This is a genomic window from Pseudoalteromonas sp. SCSIO 43210 (genome assembly GCF_054133285.1).
The window spans coordinates 704,231-725,705 of the sequence record NZ_CP087225.1 but is presented as its reverse complement, the minus strand read 5'-3'; the positions used below and the strand labels follow the sequence as shown (position 1 = coordinate 725,705).

Sequence of the window (21,475 nt, the reverse complement as noted above, 5' to 3'; positions counted from 1 at the left end):
TTTTTTATTAGAGAAGCTATCGTCTAACCCACGATCTATTTGCACCTTCTGTCCTTATCGAAATTGTAGCGTTATCAACGCTGTCGTGATAAACAGGTTTTCAGAAGGTTGGTCTTACCTATTTGTTAATGCATTTTGCTGAACTTTTTCTGAACACTTTCTAAAACATTACTTTATACGTTCTGGCTATTGTATTCGGTTCTGTAATTGAGCAATGCCCAGCGTGAGCTTCACTGCTTTTTCCTAACTGACGAAGTTGAGTAAAAAGCAACTGTTAGACTTAAGATCATAGCGCCGTAATACTCGCTTCTTTGTCTAAAAGAGCCTGAGCTTGCTGCGCAAGTAGTACAGGTTTATCGGTTAAGATGCTGAAATCTAAAGGCGTGACACTAAGCTACCAAATTACGGGGTTACATGGTCGTAATTATTTAGATTAAAAATCTGGTCGTTGAGTCTTTATTATGCTCATAAGTAATAAGGTTCAACAGTTATGATAACGATAGTAGAGTCGAGGGTGATTACAGTCGTTTTGCAGCGGCAAACCTTCAAGTAACCAATTTAACTGATGAGTAGAGATTGTCAGGCTAAGCTGCTCACCCTCAATTCCCGGTCACTTGTACTTGCCTTGCTCAAGACACTTGTAATGAAGCCACAGAACATTGTTAGTCCACTGTAAGATTTTTATCTTTTTGCGATGTCGGCCGCAGAACACAAATAGTTGTTCAGGGCAAAACTCTTGCGTCAGCTCGTAAGCGATGATATTGCTGATCCCATCAATAGGATTACTCATATCAGTTACGCCACTGGTAAGTTGACTGGGAATTGGAAACATAGGCTCCCCCTCTATCATGTCAGAGTCCAGCCTGACGACATCGATTAAAATAGCTAGGTATAGTCGCCCAGGCGCTTAAACTTGATCGTGCACATTCGCGGTTTTAATCAACCAATCTTGTAATTTAATCAGGCTCTGTTTTTTACTGCTGTTTGGTAAAAAGCTGTACATAAACGATGCTGCACTGTCGATAAATCCAAATGGGGCGATCAACTCACCCCGTTTTAATTCTTCACTTATCAACATTTGTGGGGCAATTGCGATACCTAAAGAGGCTTTGGCTGCTACGAGCATTAACGACAGGCTATCGACTTCTTTAAAAAAATGGAGTTTGGAATAACTACATCCCACTTTATCAGCCCAAGTTTTCCAAGCTTCAGGGCGAGATTGGGCTGAGATCAACTTCTTGTTTTGAAACTGTTCTGGGGTTTTGGCAATGACCTTCATGTCAGGTGAGTGCACCGGCCCTATTCTGTCACTGAACAACTTGACAGAGTGAATGCCTTTGTATGTTTTATCATCGCTATGGATCAGGCAGTCAACTTTCTTTTTGACCAGGTCACTGATCTGGTACTGGGTGGTAAACTTAACTTTTATTGATGGATTGAACCGTTCAAATTCGGCAATTTTGTGCAATAGCCAATTAGCTTGAAAACTTGACGACGAACCGAGAATGAGTACGTCTTTTATTCCTTGGGGTCTAATTTCAGTGGCAAATAGTTCTAATATTGCAAAGGATTCTTGGCAATCCTGCATCAGTCGCTCGCCCAGCGATGACAACTCGACTCCCTTGGCCACTCTGACAAACAGCGATGTACCAGCCCATCTTTCGAGCTTTTTTATTTGATGACTGACGGCACTATGAGTAACACATAACTCATTTGCTGCTTGAGAAAAATTAAGATGTCTGGCCGCGGCTTCAAAATACTGCAATGACTTCAAAGGTGGCAACTTACTCATACGCTGTCCTTAACATGTTATTACACTGTCCTTCATATGTTACTTTTTCTAACACCTGTTAACAAAAGTATCACTTTTACTTTTAAATTAAAACATTATGCTCTGTATTTTATTATAAGGACTTATGATTGTGGTATCGGAAATAAACAAACTTATCCATGATTGGCATCAGGGAAAACCTAAATCTAAACAATTAACGCTGCTAGATGAATCACTACGTGACGGTGTGCAATCTACTAGCGTGCGTTTACCGGATATAGCGCAACAAGAGCAGTTGATAGAATCGATGGATGCTGTTGGCATCGAATATCTTGACATCGGCTTTCCCGGATCCAGTTCTCAAGCCTATAACAATGTACTGCATTTAGTTAATTTTATTAAAAAAAATAGACTGAATATTAAGCCTTCCTGTGCTGGCAGAACTCATATCGACGATACGAAAGCTATTGTCAATATTTCGCAAACGCTGGGCTGTGAAATCGAACCGTTATTGTTTATTGGTGTTAGCCCGATAAGACAGCTGGTTGAAAAATGGGATCTGGACTTTATCCTCAACAGCGCCTCAGATGCGTTGCAATTTAGTTTAAACAACAATGTTAAACCGACTTTGGTGATTGAAGATGCCACCAGGGCGACGCCAAATGTACTGATCAAATTATATGACCTGGCTATGGAACTTGGTGTCGAACGGTTGACCATCTGCGATACCGTTGGTCAATGCGTACCATCTTCTGTGAGGTCATTGCTTGGTTGGTCATTTAGCTATTTTAACAATAACGGCGTTGATATTAATCTTGATTGGCACGGCCATAATGACCGTGGCTTGGCGCTCATCAATTCTTTGGAGGCAATTGAATCGGGCTGTGATCGAATTCATGGCACGGCGCTTGGTATAGGTGAACGTACAGGCAATACGGCTATGGATCAACTATTGGCTAACTTGCATCTCGACGGTCATAGCAAATGGAATGTTAGCGAGTTAAATCGCTATATTGCGTTATCGTCAAAATATTTCGACTTTAGCATTCCACCTAACTATCCGGTGTTCGGTGACGATGTATTCAAAACGGCTTCGGGCGTACATGCATCAGCGATTAAAAAAGCCAAGCAGTTACAAAACGAAACCTTGACTGACTTGGTGTATTCCGCCGTACCTGCCAAAACATTTAATCGCAAAAATAAAATTGAAATCAACCATATGTCTGGCCGTGCCAATGTGCACTATTGGCTGGAGCAAAACTCCCTTGAAATAAAAGACGAAGTGGTTGAAAAGATTTTGCGCAGAGCCAACGAAGTACGCCGTACCCTTACCCATAGCGAAGTTTTAGAACTGATTAACGTGCCAAAGCCGATGGAAAAAACTGCATGAATGTTGTAACAACCAATGGGATAGTATTGGCGCTGACCAACAGCCCTGAATTAATGTTGACCCAGATCGAGCTTGGTGGTATCACCAGTAAGGCACAGTATCAAGGCTTAAAACTCTCTGCAGATTTGGCTGATAATATTTCTACCGATGAGATCACCCCTGGCTGGTGTTGTTTTTGGTATGATGAGAATTTGGCCAACTTTGTCTATTTGGGCTTTAGAAGCAAAGCGATTGAACAGGGTGATGTAAAATCAATTGCTCCCAGCGTTGTGGTCTCCGGTCGTAGCAAAGGTTGTGGTTCTTCACGAGAACATTCCCCGTACGCCGAAAAAGCTGCTGGTGTAAGAATCATTGTGGCCAAATCGTTTGAAAAAATCTATTACCAGAACTGTATCAATATCGGTTTGTTGCCAACAACGGATTTTTCAATTCTGGAAGATGTTTTTGATGGTAATGACATCGCTATCAATCGCTTTACCTGTAACATGTCAGCTACTGACAAAGCCATAGTTGAATCTGGTGGATTATTTCAGTTCAACCTGCATCATCACGACACCAAAGAAGTGGTACCGCTTTCAAGTGATGATTGTCAGTTGAACATGCTGGAAAAAATTACTCAGCATCGACTGTCTAAGGTACCGACAGCCAGAGGTGAGGATGGAACTTTCTTCTGCGAAGTGGATTTACGTTTCTCCCATGAATATGTTACGCCAATGTGTGCATCTTTGTTCCAAGGAGAATTTGGCAGTGAGGCATCACTTAACGACAATGAATCCATCGTTTGCTTTCAGGATCATCTGACTTATTTGGGTGACACATTACCAGCAGATAAAGCTCATCTAAAAGCACAAGCTCAATCTCTTATTGATGAGCAGGCTGAGTTCGTTGAGCGTCATGATTTGAAATACTACTCGGGTCAGTCAGAAGAACATTCTGCCGCCATTTGTCATAACGCCGTATTGGAAGATTTGGCATTGCCGGGTCAAGTCATCATCGGCACCGATAGTCACACCTGCACCGCAGGTGCTATCGGTGCACTGGCATTTGGTGTTGGTGCAACAGATATGGCCAACTCCTGGATGACCAAAGACGTTAAATACCAGAGCCCTAAAAGTGTTCAAATCGATTTAAGCTGTGAACTGGCTAAATGGGTTGTAGCAAAAGATATCGTTATCTACTTACTTGCACATGAATTGATTCAATCTGGCGAATTACTTGGCAGCGTATTGATTTACACTGGCAGTGGCATTGAGCAATTATCAATGGATGAACGCGCTACTATCGCCAATATGGCAGTAGAAATGGGCGCAATGACCGCCATTTTTGAAGTTGACGACGTAACCATTGAATATCTGCAAAAGCAACACAATTTGACTGCTGCGCAATGTGAAGGGTTTAGAAAGTTCAATGGTGATGCATCTGCCACTTACGATTACAGCATCAAGGTTGATTTGAGAAACCTGAGCCCTGGTATTTCTTTGCCGGGTGATCCTCGTAATGCCCATCCATTATCTAATATCTTGGACGCGCAATTGAACGCTATTACCATCGACAGAGCTTATGGCGGTTCATGTACTGGTGGTAAAACCGAAGATATGGATATGTATGCCAAGGTCATTAAACATGCCAATCAAATTGGTGTGAAAAAACCTAACGACGTTTCTTTCTACATCCAGTTCGGCAGTGACAATGTAAAACGCTATTGCGAAGAACAACAATACATTACTTTGTTTGAAGATTTTGGTGTCAGTCTGATAGAGCCTTCATGTGGCGCATGCATCAATGCAGGCCCTGGCGTGTCTAAAAAACAAGATGAAGTAACGATAAGCTCTCAGAATCGCAACTTCCCTGGCCGCTCTGGTCCAGGCGACCTTTATCTTGCTTCACCAATCGTCGTTGCTATTGCAGCAGCCTGTGGAAGAGTTGTATCACCAGGAGAATTTTTCAATGCATCCTAATCAAAAAACTATTGCCGTAATTCCTGGAGACGGTATCGGCAAAGAAGTGACTGCTCAGTCGCTGAAGATTATTCAATTTTTTAACGCCAACAGCCAATATCAAGTGGACGTTCAGCAATTTAATTGGGACGCTGACTTCTATCTTGAGCATGGTTACATGCTCAAACCCAATGACATTGAAAGTCTCCAGCAAAATTACGATGCTATCTTGTTCGGTGCTATTGGCGATCCTCGCATTCCTGATATGCAACATGGTCGTGAACTGTTATTGGCGTTGCGACAAGAGCTTGATCTGTATGTTAACTATCGCCCCATAAGAACTACAGGGCTTGACTGTACGCCCTTAAAAGCTAAGAGAGCCGGTGGAATCGATATCGCTATTTTCCGTGAAAACACCCAAGGCTTGTATTGTCAAATTGGCGGCTCTGTACAGTCAGGACTGGAAACCGAAGCAGCAATCGATACCGCTTACTACTCAAAAGACAAGGTCTTGAAGTTTATCAACGCAGCGTTTGCTTGGGCGGATGCGAATAAGCGCGCTCATGTAGATTTGGTAGACAAGGCAAATGCTATCACCAATGTTGGCAAGTTATGGCGAGACATATTTAAAGCAGTCGCTCGGCGTTACCCTCACATAACCACAAACTATCACTATGTTGATGCCTATTGTCAGCAGATGGTGATGAAACCAAACAGTATTGATGTCGTTGTTACCAGTAATCTATTTGGTGATATTTTGGGAGATTTAGCCGCGAGTTTAGTTGGCGGATTGGGGATTACTGAAAGTGGCAACATCAACCCTGAAAGCAAAATCGGCTTGTTTGAGCCTGTACATGGTTCAGCACCCGATATCTACGGTCAAGGCATAGCCAACCCAATAGCCTCCTTTTCAAGTCTTGCTTTGTTGTATGACCACTTGGGCTTTAAAGAGATCTCTACGGTTTTGACCAAAGCGATAAGCCACTATCTATGCTATGACGAATTCGTTAAGACGCCTGACCTTGGCGGTTCCGCGAAGACAACACAAGTGACACAGGACGTCATCAATTTATGTCAGCAACTTATCAATAAATAAGGAATTTATAATGAATATTATATTAATCGGCTTACGCCAATTGCAAATGTATCAGTTCGACAGGCTGAACAGTTCAGGCTTGAACTTTTACGTGTTTGTCAGCAAAGAAGAAGCGACCCAAGCCGGCAAATTCAAATCTGAATTTCTTACTGTTGTAGAAGTCGGTGCTGAAACGGTAGACGGCGTAATGTATTCATTGGCTGTTGATGAGATTGCCGAATATGTTAAGCAAAATAACCTGTCTGACGATATGGCTATCCTCTGTGCTGACGAAGCAAACACTATAGTTGCCGCGCAACTTCGTGCACTATTTGATATCTCTACCGGCCCTCATCCGGACCAGCTGATTTTCTATCGTGACAAAATTGCGATGAAGCAAAAATTGGTTGAGGCCGGTGTTCGCGTGCCCAAGTTTACTGAGGTTAGCGAAATAGCTCAGTTGCCAACGAATTTCAGTGAGGTTCAACAGCAATTTGGCCATAAAGTGGTGTTCAAACCCTCTTCATCGGCAGGCAGCTGGAAAGTGGGCATTGTTGAAGATCAACAACAATATGAAGCATTTCTAAGTGAAGCTGCAGAGCAACTGACCTATGACGTTGAAGAGTTTATCGAAGGTGATTTCTATTCCTGCGATACCTTGACCGTAGACGGTAAAATCTATTTCTGTGAAGTTTGTCGCTCAGTGCCGAACATCGAATTTCAGGATGGTAAACCTCTTTACTATCTGATTGACCTCCAAGACACTGATCTAAAAAAGCAAATCAAAGGCTTCACCAAAGACGTCCTTAGAGGGCTTGGCTATATTGACGGTATTCAACATACCGAAGTTATAGTTAACAAAGCCGGTGAATGTATCCTGATTGAGAGTAATGCTCGTGCGCCTGGCCTTGCCATCACCAGAAACTACCAGGATATATTTGGAGAGAACTTACTTGAACATGAGCTGGCGTTGGTAACCAAAAAATTCGACTACGTAAGAGATGACTCAGACACCATTTATTCAACCTTTATAAATTTTCCGGTCAAAAAAGGGACTCTGCATCAGTTCAACTTCCCTGATGTTGAGTCGCAGCTGGAGCCAGTGACCTTGTTTAACGATGGTGATCAAATGCCGGCATGTCGCTCAAACATGGATATTGCAGCCTCTTGTATCTTGAAATCCACTTCATATGAGCAACTGAAAAAAGATCTCAATACTTTATACAACAGCGACCCGGTTGAGATTGCCGAAGATTTATCTGCGTGAGCCTATATTAACATGCAAATAACTAAAAACTTTGAGACATCCCATCAGCTTTGTCAGAACTCAGCTGTGATCCGCATATCACAAGACATTAAGCTTGCGATGACTTCAGCCAAAGATACAGCCTGGACTAACCTGGGGGTTGGCAATCCGCTTATCACACCCGAGGTTAAGCATTTTTGGAAAGATGTTGTAGGTAGCCTCGATAATGAATTGCTAACGAACAACCTTTGTCACTACGGTGATTCAATGGGGTTGCCTTCGTTTCGCGCGGCCATTTGCGATGTCTTCCAAAACCAGCTGGGATGGCAAATAACACCTGAAAACGTGCTCGTCACCAATGGGACTCAGACACTGTTTTATATGCTTGGCAATATTTTTAGTGAAGACAAGCACGCTGGCAAAAATAAAATATTGATCCCATCATTGCCTGAATATGTCGGATATGAAGCATTAATGGCGAATCCTGAGCACATTGATGCCAAGCTGGGTGTAGAAAAGTCGATTGATGACAGCACCTTTAGGTATCAACTGGATATTGACGCTATCGAATCAGGTTCATCGGATTATAGTGGTGTATTGCTGTCGCAACCGAGGAATCCATCAGGCTGTGTTTTGAGCGCCCGAGAGATGGCGTTTTTAGAGAATTTCAGCCAAAAACGCGACATTCCGTTGGTCATAGATTCGGCATACGGTAATCCATTCCCTGCTCTGTGCTTTAAACCTGTGTCTATGTCACTGCAGGAAAACATGCTCTACAGCTTTAGTCTGTCTAAATGCGGTATTCCGGGTTCACGCATTGGCATCGCCATTGGTGACAAGTACCTGATTAAAGCGCTGGCGCACTTTCAATGTAACAGTTCGATTCAGGCCTCAATACATGGCCAGATGATGGCAGAAAAAGCCCTTAATAACATGGCGCTTTTGAACCTCTGTGAACATCAATTACAGCCGCTTTACCGCAGCAAGTTTGACTTGGCGATGTCTTGCATGAATGCGTTCTTCGAGCAAGTTCAATGGCAGGTTCATGAATATGACGGCGGTATGTTTCTTTGGGTTAAGTTCAATCACGTTGGCCTGAGTGACTGTGAAATATACAAGCAAGCCAAGAAAGAACAACTCATTGTCATTCCCGGCTCTATGTTCTTTTTCGGCTTAATAGACGCTCATAACAAACTAAACAATAGGAGTGCCTGCATCCGAATTTCCCTGGCGGTCGAGAATGACGCGCTACAAGGTGGCCTGCGCACTTTGTCAAAAATAGTTAAACAATTGATAGAGAATTAACGGAATTTAAAATGGTAAACGAAAATATTAAACCGCTTGATAACGTTGAGCGTATTACGGAATGTAATCAACAAATCATATTCGAAAAATACTTGGCCAACGCCAAACCGGTGATCATCCAGAACAGCCAGGCTAACGCTAAAATTGGCCAGTGTAAAACGCAAGATGACATTTTGTCATTATTGCCTGATTTAGATATTCAGGTGCAAAACAACTACACCAGCCAGTTAAGAAAAGACGCCGTTCCAAAAGAAAGAGGCTTAAGCAGTAAAGTCAAAAATGTGATTTCAGACATGAAGCTCAAAGACTACTGTGCTCATATCGAACAAAACCCAGATACTGATTTGCTTTGCGTCGAGTGCCCGTCACCACAAAAAGTTTTAGATACACTGGAGCTGCCAAATATTGCCTTGCCGCCACTCAATCCTGAACAATTGGTCTCCTTCATGTTTGTCGCCAACAAAGGCAACTATGCCCACTTACACTTTGACGGAGACTTTCGTCATGTCATGCTCTACCAGGTATTTGGCCGTAAACGGGTTGTGATGGTACCGACCGCTTCGCTGGAAAAAATCCATCCAACTATGAATTTCAGTAATTTGCTGCTCCAAAACCTGCCGGAAGATGAAAAACTCGACTTGCTAAGATACTTAGGCGCTTACGACTGCATTCTTGAGCCCGGCGAAGCGGTTATTTTCCCTGCATCAATCTGGCACTACATTGAATATTTGGATACCGGCATGTCAGTGAATTTTAGATTTGGACGAGACAGCTTTTCGAAAAAGTTAGTGGATGCTAACCAAGTGCCTTTTTACCCGGAATTACACGATATTCTGACCCGAATAATGTTAGTTAAAGATGACAACGAAAAAGCGGATCTGCAAGCCACGCTTTGGCATAAAATTGAGCCGGTACTTACCGCTTCTTATCAGTCAATTGAACAAAGACATGAAGCGACCAACGCGCTTTATAGAAAGATTAACAGCCAACTTAGAAACGATAGCACTCGCAAAGGTCCTCCAGTTGTTCCTGGATATGAAGAGGTAACTCATTCAATGGCTGTGGAACGCTATTACTCTTACTCACAGAACAAACTCCGCTGGCGCGAAGAGTTGATGTTGGGTGAGCCACTGGGCGAAATTTTGTCTTAACGGAAAAGCAGTTAAATTTGGGAGTCAATGTAAGCATTATGTTTAATAGTATCGAAGCGCTGGAAAGCCAAATAACGGAATACCTCGACCAGTTGAGGTTTTTCTCCAAGCAAAGTTGGGTGCCGACAACACAAGTCTCTAAAGAGAAAGTGCTGGACGTCATCGTCGTCGGCGCTGGTCAGTCAGGCCTGTGTCTGGCTTACAATCTTAAGTTAAATGGCATACGTCGAATCTCTATCATCGACCAACAGCCAGAAGGCAAAAGTGGGCCTTGGAACACCTTTGCTAAAATGAAAAATTTAAGAACGCCCAAGTTTATCCCTGGGCTTGAAAGCGGCAATCCGTTGCTCAGCTTCAAGAGCTGGTTTTGCTCAAAGTATTCGACCGAAGAATATGATGAGTTTAACTATATTCCAACCCATTACTGGGCTGAATATTTGAATTGGTTCACTATCATATTGCAGTTAAATGTTTCTTTTGATACTGAGTTGCTCAATCTGCAATGGTCTGAAAAACATCAATGCTATGTTACTGCAATTGCTAACAACGGCAAAGTAACAACCCATTATGCCCGTAAAATCGTACTGGCTACAGGCATGACCTCAGTCGGTAAATGGGCCTTGCCGGATGAGTTTGCAGATGTATTGCCAAGAGACAAGTACGTATGCACCTGGGAAAACTATGACGGCAGCACCTTCGATGGTAAGTCAGTAGCTATCATAGGCTCTGGTGCTTCTGGATTTGATCACGCGTCTATCGCTGTCAAATCAGGTTGTACAACACTTGATGTATACAGTAGAACCCCTTTGCCTGAACAAGCTATATACGAGGCGCTTTGGCGTGGTAGAGATGACTCTGATATCTACCCAGACGAAAGCGAACAAGCACCTGCTGATATTCTGCAACCTATTTTGGACTTCAATTGCAAACTTGAAGACAAGGCCCGAGTAAAACTGCTTAAGAAACTGTTCAAATATGGCCGTTCTGGTTCGCATCCTGAATATCTGGATCGAGTTGAACTGCTCAATAAAATGAACATTCTAAATGGCTATAAAATCAGTGAACTGGCCATGAACGAGAACCAAATCAAGATCATCGCCAATGGCGAAGTGCGTCATTACGATATGGTGATTTATGCAACCGGCCCAAGACAAGGCTTAGAATATCGCCAGGAATTGGAATGTGTACGCAATCAAATCCGTTTGTGGCAACACTGCCAAGACGAGAAACTGCCTTTGGGTTTGGAAACCCTGCCAAAACTGAGCAAGCACTATCACTTTATGCCTTTGTGCGAAGAGCACCAGCATGTCAGCAGCATCTATAGCATGTCTGATATTGTGCAAACCTCGATTGGTATTCAGTGTTTGTCTAAGGCCAGTGCTGAAATAGCCAATCACATAACCGAGCAACTATTCACTCAAAACGTTGAACAAGTCAACGCTTTCATCGATACACTCTAATAGTAAGGAATTAAGCATGCCAACAGAAAAAAAGACGTGTGTGATTGTAGTCGACCCCTATTACCAACACTTAACTAAACAACTTAAACAGGACGGCCATAACATTATCGCCGTTCTTAGCCCATTCAGACCAAGTGATGATTCTGGTCTGAGCTTTGACGCTGAGGATTTCAGTACTGTATTACACCAGCAAGATTCATTGGACGATTTGATAACACAACTTAAAGATTGGCAAGTTGAACGGGTCTATAACGGTTTCGACACAGGTTCCAAACTATGGGTGCTATTGACTAAGCGATTAACGCCAGAACTCACTCCGGCTGTTGACCTGGAGAATTTTATAGGCAATAAGTTCGGTGTAAATGCGTTTTTGGCAAGCAAAGGCGTTGAGGTTTCAAAGCACAAACGCATAACCGAAACCCCAGACGCTGCTACGTTAGAAGGCATCAAGCAAAAAATTGGCTATCCGGTCATTTTGAAGCCAACAGAAAGCGGTGGTTCTTTCGGCGTATTTGTTTGTGATGATGAAGCGCAATTACTGTCACGCACTCAAGAACTCCTTGGCTGCTATGACAAAAATGGTGATTTGGTCGCTGAACTCGTTGTCGAAGAGTTATTGATTGGGCAAGAGCACTCAATCTGCATTATAAGTAATAAAGGCGTGCATCATAAGGTCGCGACTTGTTGTTATGACGAAACCATCCAAGATGGTGTTAAGAACATTCGCACCATCAATCTGCTATCAAGAGAGTCTGAAACCTCAAAAGCTGTTCACGCTTACGTTTCACAGATTCTGGACGCAATGGAAATCAAGTTTGGCCAATTCCTTATTGAAGTGATGATGACTGAATCTGGCCCACGGCTTATCGAAGTAAATGCCAGGATCAGCGGATTGGGCGGTATTGGTGATGTGTTGTTTGAACACTGTAATGGATTCTCACACGCCAAATTGGCCTCAAACTATAAGCTGTTGAGTAATACTGTACCGCGCAAACCAGAGTTAAGTGGAAAGATACTGTTTACAAGCAACGTAGCTGAAATCCAATCGGCAAGCCTAAAGAAAATTGACCGGCTAAACGACATCGATGCGGTTAAATTTGTGACTACCAAAGCTATTGATGGTTCCCCCTTCCCTAAAACCATTGATGTACTGACCTCACCTGCATTGTGTGTTTTAATCGCCGATTCAGAAGCTGAGCTTAGCCAAAGCATTCAAAAGATAGAAAACCTGGAAAAAAATGGAATCTTGAATGAAGCTTAAAGCAGTACTTGTCAGCACCTGTGCGATTTGTGTCGTTGCCGGTGCAGGTTACTTCATTTGGCTCAACTCTAAAGTGCTTCAGTCGGATATCGCATTTATTGATGCGAATCTGATCGAAGTTAGAGCAGCGGCTGCGGGCATTGTGCAAGAAGTTAACGTTGAGCGCGGCTTGCTACTATCAGCCGGGCAGCAGCTGTTTCAAATTAGAAATACGCACTCCAGTTATGATTTGGTTGAAAACCAGATGTTAATCAACCAAGAGCGTTTCAAGCAACAAAACCTCAAGCAAAGCATCGATGATCTCACCTCCAGCCTTGTATTGCTCAAACAAAAACAGATACTTACCAAAAATGCTTTCACAATTAAAGAAAGCAATCATAAAAAGGCTTTGGAGTTAGGCAAAACCGGCTATCTGTCTGACATTGAATACAACGGCTATGCGTATCATCGCGTTTCAGAAGAAGTATTGATGAATCAGGTACTCATTGAAATTCAGGCCCTTGAGCAGGAGTTCAATAAACAGCAACGTGCACTTGAGCTGTCAACTGCGGTTGTCAAAGATCTTGAAAAGATTCGAATGGTTCTCGAAGAACGGAGCGACGACCTTACATTACGCACTGAACTTGTCGGTAAAGTCGCCGAGGTCTACGTGCATGCGGGTGAATATGTCAAAGAAGGCGAATTGATGGCCGTATTATCACCAACTAAAGACGTTTACGTCGCAGCTTATTTTGATGAAAAATACCTGCAATACCTAAGTCCTGGTGGAAAAGCCAAGTGTTCATTTGAATCGATTGGTGAGAACGACTTTTCATGTGTTATTAGCAAGATAGGCTCAGTTGGTGGAACCAAGCGTGGTGCCACACCGTTAAGTTTGACCTCTGGCTATATTGTAAAAACAGCTCAACGTATTCCCGTAGAGCTGGTTTTAACTGAAAACACGCGACAGTCTTTAACACCTGGCCTGACAGCAAATGTAACCATTGAAAAACCCGATTCTAGACAATGAGCCAGCCGATTTCACAAAGACACTTCTACAGTACGTTACTGTTGGCTTTTTTGGCCATGTTCGACGTGCAGGTTACCAACCTGTTTGTTTCTATCATACAAGAAGAGTTTTCTGTCACTGTAACAGACGCCTCAGCTATCGTCAGTTACTATCTCATAGCCGAGTTGTCGGTCATCCCATTGTTTGGCTTATTGGTCAGTTTGTTGGGAGAGCGCAATCTATTGAGCTATTGCTCCTATGGATTTATTGCCTCTTCAACCCTGATTGCCGTGTGTAACAACTTTGAAGTTTTCCTGATGTTAAGGGTACTTCAAGGCGTCTTTGGCGGGATTCTTTTATTGTTTCCCTATTACATTATTTCTCATCACCTGCCGCAACAAAACAGAGATCAAAACATCACCAAATATATGGTTGTTGGCTCGCTTGCCCCGTTACTGTCACCGCTGATTGGTGGATTACTGGTTGAATTTGTTTCTTGGCGGACGTTGTTTATCGTCAATTTACCTATCGGCATTTTGTGTTTGCTGGCTTTGGATGCCGTTGACAAACCGGAGACGATTCAGTGGTCGCAAATATCCTACAAAAAAGTGGTTTCATCTTTACTTGTTATGGTGAGTCTGGTGCTCTTTGAGTCGACATTGACCAATGGTAATAAGGTCGGTTGGTTTAATTCTCAAACTTTTATTTTCAGCCTATTTGCAGCACTGGCGTTGTTTATGCTGTTTAGCTATTCTCAGAGCCACCGAGAAAATCGCCTGCTAAACTACAATATTCTAAAGAGCTTTTCTTTTGTCTTTTCATGCTCAGTGAACGCACTGGCCGGATGTTGTGTCTTGGTTTATTTGTTTTTATTGCCGTTTTACCTGTCCACTATGCATGGATTTACACCGAAAGAAATCGGCATCTTCTATTCTTTCATAGCCATACCCCATGTCATTATAATCAAGGTTTTTGGCCGATTCCCGCGCCTGTTCAGCTATGAAGTTATAGCATTTGGTGTATTGCTGCTGTCGTTGGCGGTCTATGGTTTGAGCTATTACGAAAATGGTATGTCAGGTCAGCATCTGTTTGCTTCTCAATTGTTTCGAGCCGCAGCCATCCCACTTATCGTATTGTCTATCGGCTCCATAGCATTTCAAGATATTAGCAGAGATGATGCCAAAGAAGCCGCTGTTTTTTTTAATTTATTTCGTATCTTGGGTGGCATTGTCGGTGTGGCGTTGGTTGGGGCAACTTATGAGAATATATTAAATGGCGCAATAGCGTCATTAGTTATCAGTCGGCGTTTTGATCTATCAACAACCCGAGAAGTATTGCCACAGCACGGACAAACCATTGGCTCGATAAACTTGAATAATGCCGAAAGTCTAATTGCTATCAACCCTATTACTCAGTACGTTGATATTGGCCAAGCGCAAAAACTCGCTTTTATTGAATTGTTCAGCATCTTAAACCAGTTTCTCGTGATCATGGCCGCAGTGATCTTTATCGCCGGTGTTGCTTTACGACACAAACGGTGAATGGTAAAGATGCATGCTTCTGAGATTGATCTTTTAGGTAAAGCGTTGTAGAAAATGAATGAACAGCCCCTAGTATTCTGCAAGAGGTTTTGATTTTTGGTGAAATTATCGCTTCACGAGCACATAGGTCACAAAAGACAATCATTTATTAGCAGCGGGGACTAATCAGTAAAAAGAAAGTCTGGAGAAAATTTATATTTTGTTAAACGAACTTTTACAGCAAACAACATAAAATGCAATTAATGCAGGTTAAGCAAGATCGTTTATGACTAACGTCCCCAAGTTTACTCTGAACTAAGCCAACACTTAGGAATGTGCTGTTGTCGTTTGTATTACTAACTAGGAGTCTGTGAGCGAAACTGCTCAAGATTAGCTCTGCCCCAGAGTGAGTTATTGAAACCTAGTAATGACAAGCATCAAATTAATCTTGGTGATTATCTGGCTGACGTCACTTGGTTATTAAACTTTATGTTAAATATTGAATAGTATTTTCACTGCAGTTTGTCTCAATCTTTATTGTCTACTTTTCTATCTAGCGCTACTTAGTATTGGAGCCTACGTGAGAGAAAAATTCAAACTTTATTGTCCGCCGACAATTATCGGAGGAAGATAAATTCGCTCTTCTTAAGGACATCAACAAGCACAATCGTATTCAGCACGAGATTTAATTTGAACAGTTATCGTCGATGAATCCTTGCCAATTCGAAAAGCTGGTTACCCGAATCTTAATGTCAATGGGATATGAGGATATTCAAGTTACAGAGCAAAGTGGCGATAAAGGCGTCGATGTTGCAGGTAATGTATCTTTAGTGTGCGTGGGGTAGTACAGGTTAAACGTACTCCGAATTCAACAATATCAAGACCTTTAATCGTTCAACTTCGAGGGCGAATTTTGAACATTAGCTCTAACTTGAAATTGTCCAAAGGTAAGTTAGATCGACCATCTGTTTTTCGCTCTTTGCCGAAGTAGGCTGAGTACTAATAACAGACAATAAATTTAAGGAAATAGTTTAAAGGTATACTTTGATGCTAAAGTTTGAACTTGCCAGATTAATAAGCCCTAATAGAAACATTTATCTGGCAGGTCTAAATGTAATTACAAATGTATTGGTCAACTAGAGAGTACTATTCAGCAATGTGTACAGCTCTCCTTCTCAGATACTCATTATGCAACGCAAGGCTAGATGCTTTACAAATTTCAGCAACCTGATTAACCATTGAAAGTATTCTGTTTGCCGCTCTAATGACCAACCTGATGGTATTGCAGAAGCATTAGAGCACAAATCCGCTAATTTGATACGCATTACCGAAATAGGCTTCTTTGGAAGCACTCTAAGCGTATCTTTCCGTCTCTCTTCTAAAGATAGCGATTTATCGTCAGAAAGTGCCTCGACTAACTCCAGAACACGATTACCACAGGTTTTATAGAGCTCGTCTCTAGTAACATCAGTGTCCTCTAAAATATCATGGAGTATTGCGGCGCTTAGCTCATCGGCATCATCAATTTCAGCGATATCAGCGATATCAGCAAGTAAGGCTACGACTTCTATCAAATGATTAATATAAGGCGAACCATCTGACTTTCGCTTTTGCTGCGCATGATTTTTTGAAGCCAGCTCTAGTGATTTAATTAAAAGCTTATAAGAGCTCATCTTAGTATCCTTTTAAAATTTAGTCGCACTGCTGTTGAGGCTATAAAAGTATTCTTGTAACCAGTATGAGGAATAACTATCATAAAATAGGCCTCAAACTTGGAATGCAGTGATCCGTTTATTGCAATCTATATCAGCGGTGTTTTATATACTCATCATATTGACGCTGTAGTTCCAACCAAGTAGCAGTACTAATTTTAGTCGCTCTGCTTAGCTGCTCAGCAAACACTAGGTCAACGGTCAAATTAGCTTCCATAAATAGTTCTAATACCTCAACCTCGATATTTGATTGAGCAGCTAGGTCTTGCATACTCTTGTAGGTAAAGTTTCTAAGGCAACGTCGCTTAAAAAACCTTGAAGGATGCTCTCTAAAGCCTCCATCTTTTCGTTTTATCAGCTTTAATTCACTAATGGGAACTTTAGCCGATTTTTTGATAAAACTAAGTTTACTTATGTCGCTCATACAACCTCCATGGGAGAGCTCCCCTGATCCCACGGTAAATTGGAAAACCTATTTTTATGCTCGATTGGGAGCTCATCGATGCTCATATACACTCTGAACCTTCCTTTAGTGGTTGATGATGCGTAAATAACTTCCTGTACAAATAACCACTTGGATTAAGTATCAAACGCTGTATTAGACCAATCTAAATGCACATCATAACGGTTAGCGAGCCGATTCCACGCCTTTGTTTGAGTGCGAGCTTTCATTAAACCAATCCATTCCTCTATACGCTTGCCATTAGCATGAGCCTCTTTTAATAGCTGAGACAATCGGCGTTTATTCCTACGGCATTGTTTTCGCATTGCATTTATATCCTCTCAGCAGCACAATTCAGTTCAGAAGCAGTAAGGGGTTGATAAAGGTGGTAGAGCTCATATGGCTTTAACTCTGCACTACCCTCTTCCAAAAGTTTATAAACCATATAACTGTGAGGTTCTAGCTCATTGCCGAGGGTATCCATAGCATTGGATACGAGCTGAGGGTAGAAATGACTTCTAAATTTATCTATGGCTTTTGATTGGTACTGCTGTGGAAAAGTGTTGTACAACGTTTTACTAGTCATGCCTGCTCCTAGAGGTGGAGCGGCACGAACTTAGACGCTCCACCCAATGTTAATTGAGTGAAATCTTTATCTAAGTATCGATTTCGAATTGTGAGTTTTTAAATTACTACAGTAAATTTTATAAGGCAAGACACACGAAAAAAACTATTGGAAAAAACTACAGGTCTGCTTTTGTATTTCGGTCTCCCTATAGTACCCCAAGAACAACTTAACCTATTGATTATTAATGACAACACATCCAATCAAGCATCGGGGCTACAGAAAAGCGTCTATCCAAAGTACATTTATTCAAAGCAAACCTCAGGGTATTAAGTTATTAAGCACAGCTTAAAAGGCGCTGTATTTTACACAAAAGCCTAGCGGGCATCAATGCAAAGCAAACACCTAAAAACTAAAATAATGAGCTACACCATTTAAAAGACAATCGGTGTAGCCGAGCTTAAAATAAACCATATGGCTCTACTAATAAATTTACGCAAATATCATTAATTTGTGTACACGACAGTCATTAAACTAATACCACTGCCCCAAGACAATTACATAACCCATAAAATCATTAATTATCAAAGAAATATACATCTTTAAATTAGTAATGATGTTACCGAATTGCCACACTTCCATTGCTTCTATATAAAAACATAATTTAAACTTTAAATTTATTCAAATTAACTCTTAAATTAGCAATATATCGGGCGATACTTTCATTTGCTTCTGACGTATTTTTTGCTCCTGTAGATGTTTCTATTGCAATATCAGTAATATTAATTAAATTTTGATTTATTTCGCTTACAACAGCAGACTGCTCTTCTGCTGCGGTAGCAATCTGTAAGTTTAGGTCCGTAATCTCATTAACAGCAATGGCTGAGTTAGCAAATATTTCTGACGTTTCAGTACTTTTTTTAAGGCATTCGTCAGCACTACTAATCCCTTTATTCATACTAATAACCGCATTTTTCGCCTCACTTTGTAAGCGAGTAACCAGCCCTTGTATATCAACAGTTGAGACCTGTGTTCGTTGAGCAAGTGCCCTGACTTCGTCCGCTACAACAGCAAAACCTCTACCAGTATCACCAGCACGAGCGGCTTCTATTGCAGCATTTAAAGCGAGTAAATTGGTTTGTTCGGCAATACTCTGTATTGTATCTAAAACGCTGCCGATATTATTTGTTTCTGTAACAAGGCACTCAATTACGGTACTTGCTTCATCTATTTCTTTAGCTAAACGCTGAATAACAACTTTTGCCTCAGAAGCTTCTGCCTTGCCCTTTAATACACGCTCTTTGACTGCTTCTGTTACATCAGAAGCATTCTGGGTATTACTCGCAACTTCTAAAGTTGTACAGTTCATTTCTTCTACTGCTGTTGAAACCATTTCGGTTTCAGCTCTTTGCTTTTCAACATTAACTACCGTTTCCTGCATAACAGTTACGGCAAACTTTGATGAGTCGTCTAATTGCGATAAATGTATATTAGCTTCATTTATTGTTTCTCTTAGCATTGATAAAAATTTGTTGAACGCTCTTGCTGTATCGCCAGTTTCATCGCCGGCGCTTTCATCAAGCTTTAACGTTAAATCGCCATCGCCATCAGCTATTTCAACTAATCTATTTTTTAGCATATTCACAGGCAAAGCGATTGCTCTGCTAATCATATATGATAAAACAACACCCACAATAACGGAGAAGATAAATATATAAAGAATAAGGTTAATACCTTGCTTTTCATCATTTTCAGCTTGCAAAGCTGAGTTTAAAGTAAACTGCTGGATCTGAGAGAGTAAAGCTATAAGTTTTTCCTCAAATTTATCTTCTGCGACTTCTATTAACTTTATTTTATCATCCAAGCTGCCAACGGATTGCGTTTTAGTGGCCTCAATAATGTCATTAATATTCAGAGAAATACTTTGGTATTCTTTATTTAAAAGCTTCAGGTCACTCGCTAGCGAAGTAAAACTCGCTTTTGCCTCTTCACTGTGCAAATAATCAATAGAATCGGTGACAAATTTTTCTGACTTATTAAATTCACTTTGAATTTTTTGCGTTAATGACGTGAGTTTATTCTCGATTTCTTCATTGGCTTTACCTGGTTCTAAACTTGCGTGTAATAAAGCTCGCTGAAAAAATATCGTTTGTTCTAATTTGTGCTCAGACATTGCAGTAAGCATGTTGCTGAGCGGAATATCTCGCTCAGCTATATCAACCAGCTCTATACCAATTTTGTTCATTTGTGTTAAAGATATAATCCCAATTACCACCATTAATAATATTTGTGATATTCCTAGGCAGTATATTTTACTTGTAATAGATAACTTATTTAACATTTTAGACCCCTTCATATTTTAGGCTTAAACCTAACTTTACTGTTACAAAGTAAAAACTTAAAAAGGTCGAGTAATAGCTAAACCGACAACTACTGCTTCTTCATCATCAATAAAATCGACAGCTATCGTTGGTGCTATACCAAAGTCACCGACATGAAAATCATAAGCAGAGCTAATGCGGTATAAATCTTCATTATGGGGGTGAGCTCCGCCTATACGCTCTTCACCATAACCAACACCTAAACGAACATTTTTAGTCGGGTGATAATAGAGCGAAGCCAAAGCAACCGCCGTTCCATCTCCATGATGTGCATCATTTGTACGCTCAAATACCACTCCAGCTCCCCAATTTTGAGTAAACTTATATTCATACTCAACACCAAACGTAAACTCACTTTCACTGTCAAAATGTGTAGTGCCAATAAAAACGCCTGGTATATGTTTCACCTCGTCACCCGCTTGAACAGCAGGAGTCAAAAATATAAAAAAACACGCTGTAAATTTTAAAACTTTATTTTTCATAATCTTCTCTTGTAAATAAGGAAACAAACAAACCCTCCAGCATCACATCAACGTTAGTATTCCTTACAACAAAGCCAAAAATGTAATAACTAATAAACAATTAAGAAAAACATTTATTCTACATGGAGGGTGGTATTGTTAATAAATATAGGCAGGATTATTTACTTAGTAAAATTTTTTATAAAATCAGTTAAAAAATAAAAACAATACTATTTTACTTACACCAATCGGCTTAGATTTGAGGTCTATTAACAATAATTAAATTGCACTGTAGCTAGGCCGTGTTGATCTTTGTGAATAGAAATTTGTTCAATCTAGGGGCGATTAAATCGCGGCGCGAGGTTTGTAATCAAGTGGTTTCGGTAACTGCTCCTGCGTAACTCTAATGGCTTGCATCCCTGTAAGAGTAAGTAAAAACCGAGTAAAGCTTCTATGCCTAGCTCTCGCCTACTTAACTTCATCAATGTAAGTAACAGAAGGTTAATCGTCCCTAAAAAGCCCCATTAGGGCGGCGCATATTTGTACTGCATTATCGCCTATTTATGGGAAATAATCACACGACATAGGCTCTGTTTTGCCTGAAAAACAAACACACAGCTAAAATTAAATCTCAAAAGATAAACTGCTCCTAGGCTAAAACTTTTATGAGGATTGGTACTATAAAAAATACCTATTTTAATTTACACAACGCTACGAGTGAGCAATTTAAGACTGTAACGATATAGTAAGGGGTTGCGTTTAGTATTATATCGCTCTAAAAACACAGCCATACAGCATTAAAAAACAACA

General features: G+C 41.1%; 19 protein-coding genes. 11 read left to right on the top strand and 8 right to left on the bottom strand.

Features of this window, described 5'->3' with window-relative positions:
- Positions 1-610: 610 nt before the first annotated feature.
- Together tnpB and LOS73_RS03190 are read right to left on the bottom strand one after the other, a co-directional pair.
- Entirely contained in the window at positions 611-832 is a 222-nt protein-coding gene (tnpB, locus tag LOS73_RS03195) for an IS66 family insertion sequence element accessory protein TnpB (protein WP_457934474.1), read from the bottom strand.
- A 75-nt stretch (positions 833-907) separates the two neighbouring features.
- Positions 908-1,792, bottom strand: a complete 885-nt coding sequence (locus LOS73_RS03190; protein ID WP_457934473.1) for a LysR substrate-binding domain-containing protein — start codon at positions 1,790-1,792, stop codon at positions 908-910.
- Positions 1,793-1,916: 124 nt separating this feature from the next.
- Between LOS73_RS03190 and LOS73_RS03185 the strand changes: the two genes are divergently transcribed.
- The 11 genes from LOS73_RS03185 (at position 1,917) to LOS73_RS03135 (ending at position 15,949) form a co-directional block, all read left to right on the top strand.
- Positions 1,917-3,161 (top strand): LeuA family protein, encoded by a 1,245-nt coding sequence (locus LOS73_RS03185; protein WP_457934472.1) that lies wholly within the window; start codon positions 1,917-1,919, stop codon positions 3,159-3,161.
- Entirely contained in the window at positions 3,158-5,119 is a 1,962-nt protein-coding gene (locus LOS73_RS03180; protein ID WP_457934471.1) for an aconitase family protein, read from the top strand. Before LOS73_RS03185 ends, LOS73_RS03180 begins: the two co-directional genes overlap by 4 nt.
- The gene (locus LOS73_RS03175; RefSeq protein WP_457934470.1) at positions 5,109-6,194 is read left to right on the top strand and encodes an isocitrate/isopropylmalate dehydrogenase family protein; all 1,086 of its coding nucleotides are present in this window, start codon (positions 5,109-5,111) and stop codon (positions 6,192-6,194) included. Before LOS73_RS03180 ends, LOS73_RS03175 begins: the two co-directional genes overlap by 11 nt.
- A gap of 10 nt (positions 6,195-6,204) precedes the next feature.
- Positions 6,205-7,440, top strand: coding sequence for an ATP-grasp domain-containing protein (locus LOS73_RS03170; RefSeq protein WP_457934469.1), 1,236 nt, complete (start codon positions 6,205-6,207; stop codon positions 7,438-7,440).
- Positions 7,441-7,452: 12 nt separating this feature from the next.
- Positions 7,453-8,724 (top strand): aminotransferase class I/II-fold pyridoxal phosphate-dependent enzyme, encoded by a 1,272-nt coding sequence (locus tag LOS73_RS03165; protein WP_457934468.1) that lies wholly within the window; start codon positions 7,453-7,455, stop codon positions 8,722-8,724.
- Between the two features lie 11 nt (positions 8,725-8,735).
- On the top strand, positions 8,736-9,875 hold the full coding sequence (locus LOS73_RS03160; protein WP_457934467.1) for a cupin-like domain-containing protein: 1,140 nt from the start codon (positions 8,736-8,738) through the stop codon (positions 9,873-9,875).
- A 38-nt stretch (positions 9,876-9,913) separates the two neighbouring features.
- The gene (locus tag LOS73_RS03155) at positions 9,914-11,335 is read left to right on the top strand and encodes a SidA/IucD/PvdA family monooxygenase (protein ID WP_457934466.1); all 1,422 of its coding nucleotides are present in this window, start codon (positions 9,914-9,916) and stop codon (positions 11,333-11,335) included.
- A gap of 16 nt (positions 11,336-11,351) precedes the next feature.
- Complete coding sequence (locus LOS73_RS03150; RefSeq protein ID WP_457934465.1) at positions 11,352-12,596, top strand: ATP-grasp domain-containing protein; 1,245 nt, start codon at positions 11,352-11,354, stop codon at positions 12,594-12,596.
- The gene (locus LOS73_RS03145) at positions 12,586-13,605 is read left to right on the top strand and encodes an HlyD family secretion protein (protein WP_457934464.1); all 1,020 of its coding nucleotides are present in this window, start codon (positions 12,586-12,588) and stop codon (positions 13,603-13,605) included. The genes LOS73_RS03150 and LOS73_RS03145 overlap by 11 nt, the downstream gene beginning before the upstream one ends.
- Positions 13,602-15,125, top strand: a complete 1,524-nt coding sequence (locus LOS73_RS03140; protein WP_457934463.1) for an MFS transporter — start codon at positions 13,602-13,604, stop codon at positions 15,123-15,125. Before LOS73_RS03145 ends, LOS73_RS03140 begins: the two co-directional genes overlap by 4 nt.
- 686 nt (positions 15,126-15,811) lie before the next feature.
- Positions 15,812-15,949: a restriction endonuclease gene (locus LOS73_RS03135; RefSeq protein WP_457934462.1), complete on the top strand. Its 138-nt coding sequence runs from the start codon at positions 15,812-15,814 to the stop codon at positions 15,947-15,949.
- Between the two features lie 330 nt (positions 15,950-16,279).
- Here LOS73_RS03135 and LOS73_RS03130 read toward each other — a convergent pair whose 3' ends face one another.
- From LOS73_RS03130 to LOS73_RS03105, 6 genes are all read right to left on the bottom strand, one after another.
- Positions 16,280-16,777: an HD domain-containing protein gene (locus tag LOS73_RS03130; RefSeq protein ID WP_457934461.1), complete on the bottom strand. Its 498-nt coding sequence runs from the start codon at positions 16,775-16,777 to the stop codon at positions 16,280-16,282.
- 133 nt (positions 16,778-16,910) lie between these two features.
- Positions 16,911-17,240 (bottom strand): hypothetical protein, encoded by a 330-nt coding sequence (locus tag LOS73_RS03125; protein WP_457934460.1) that lies wholly within the window; start codon positions 17,238-17,240, stop codon positions 16,911-16,913.
- Positions 17,241-17,395: 155 nt separating this feature from the next.
- Positions 17,396-17,584 carry a hypothetical protein gene (locus LOS73_RS03120; protein ID WP_457934459.1) on the bottom strand — a complete coding sequence of 63 codons (189 nt, stop codon included), beginning with the start codon at positions 17,582-17,584 and terminating at the stop codon, positions 17,396-17,398.
- A 5-nt stretch (positions 17,585-17,589) separates the two neighbouring features.
- A complete protein-coding gene (locus tag LOS73_RS03115) occupies positions 17,590-17,844 on the bottom strand; it encodes a hypothetical protein (RefSeq protein WP_457934458.1) in 255 nt (84 codons plus the stop codon).
- Between the two features lie 643 nt (positions 17,845-18,487).
- Complete coding sequence (locus LOS73_RS03110) at positions 18,488-20,164, bottom strand: methyl-accepting chemotaxis protein (protein ID WP_457934457.1); 1,677 nt, start codon at positions 20,162-20,164, stop codon at positions 18,488-18,490.
- Positions 20,165-20,221: 57 nt separating this feature from the next.
- Positions 20,222-20,686, bottom strand: coding sequence for a hypothetical protein (locus tag LOS73_RS03105; RefSeq protein WP_033029560.1), 465 nt, complete (start codon positions 20,684-20,686; stop codon positions 20,222-20,224).
- Between the last annotated feature and the right edge of the window lie 789 nt (positions 20,687-21,475).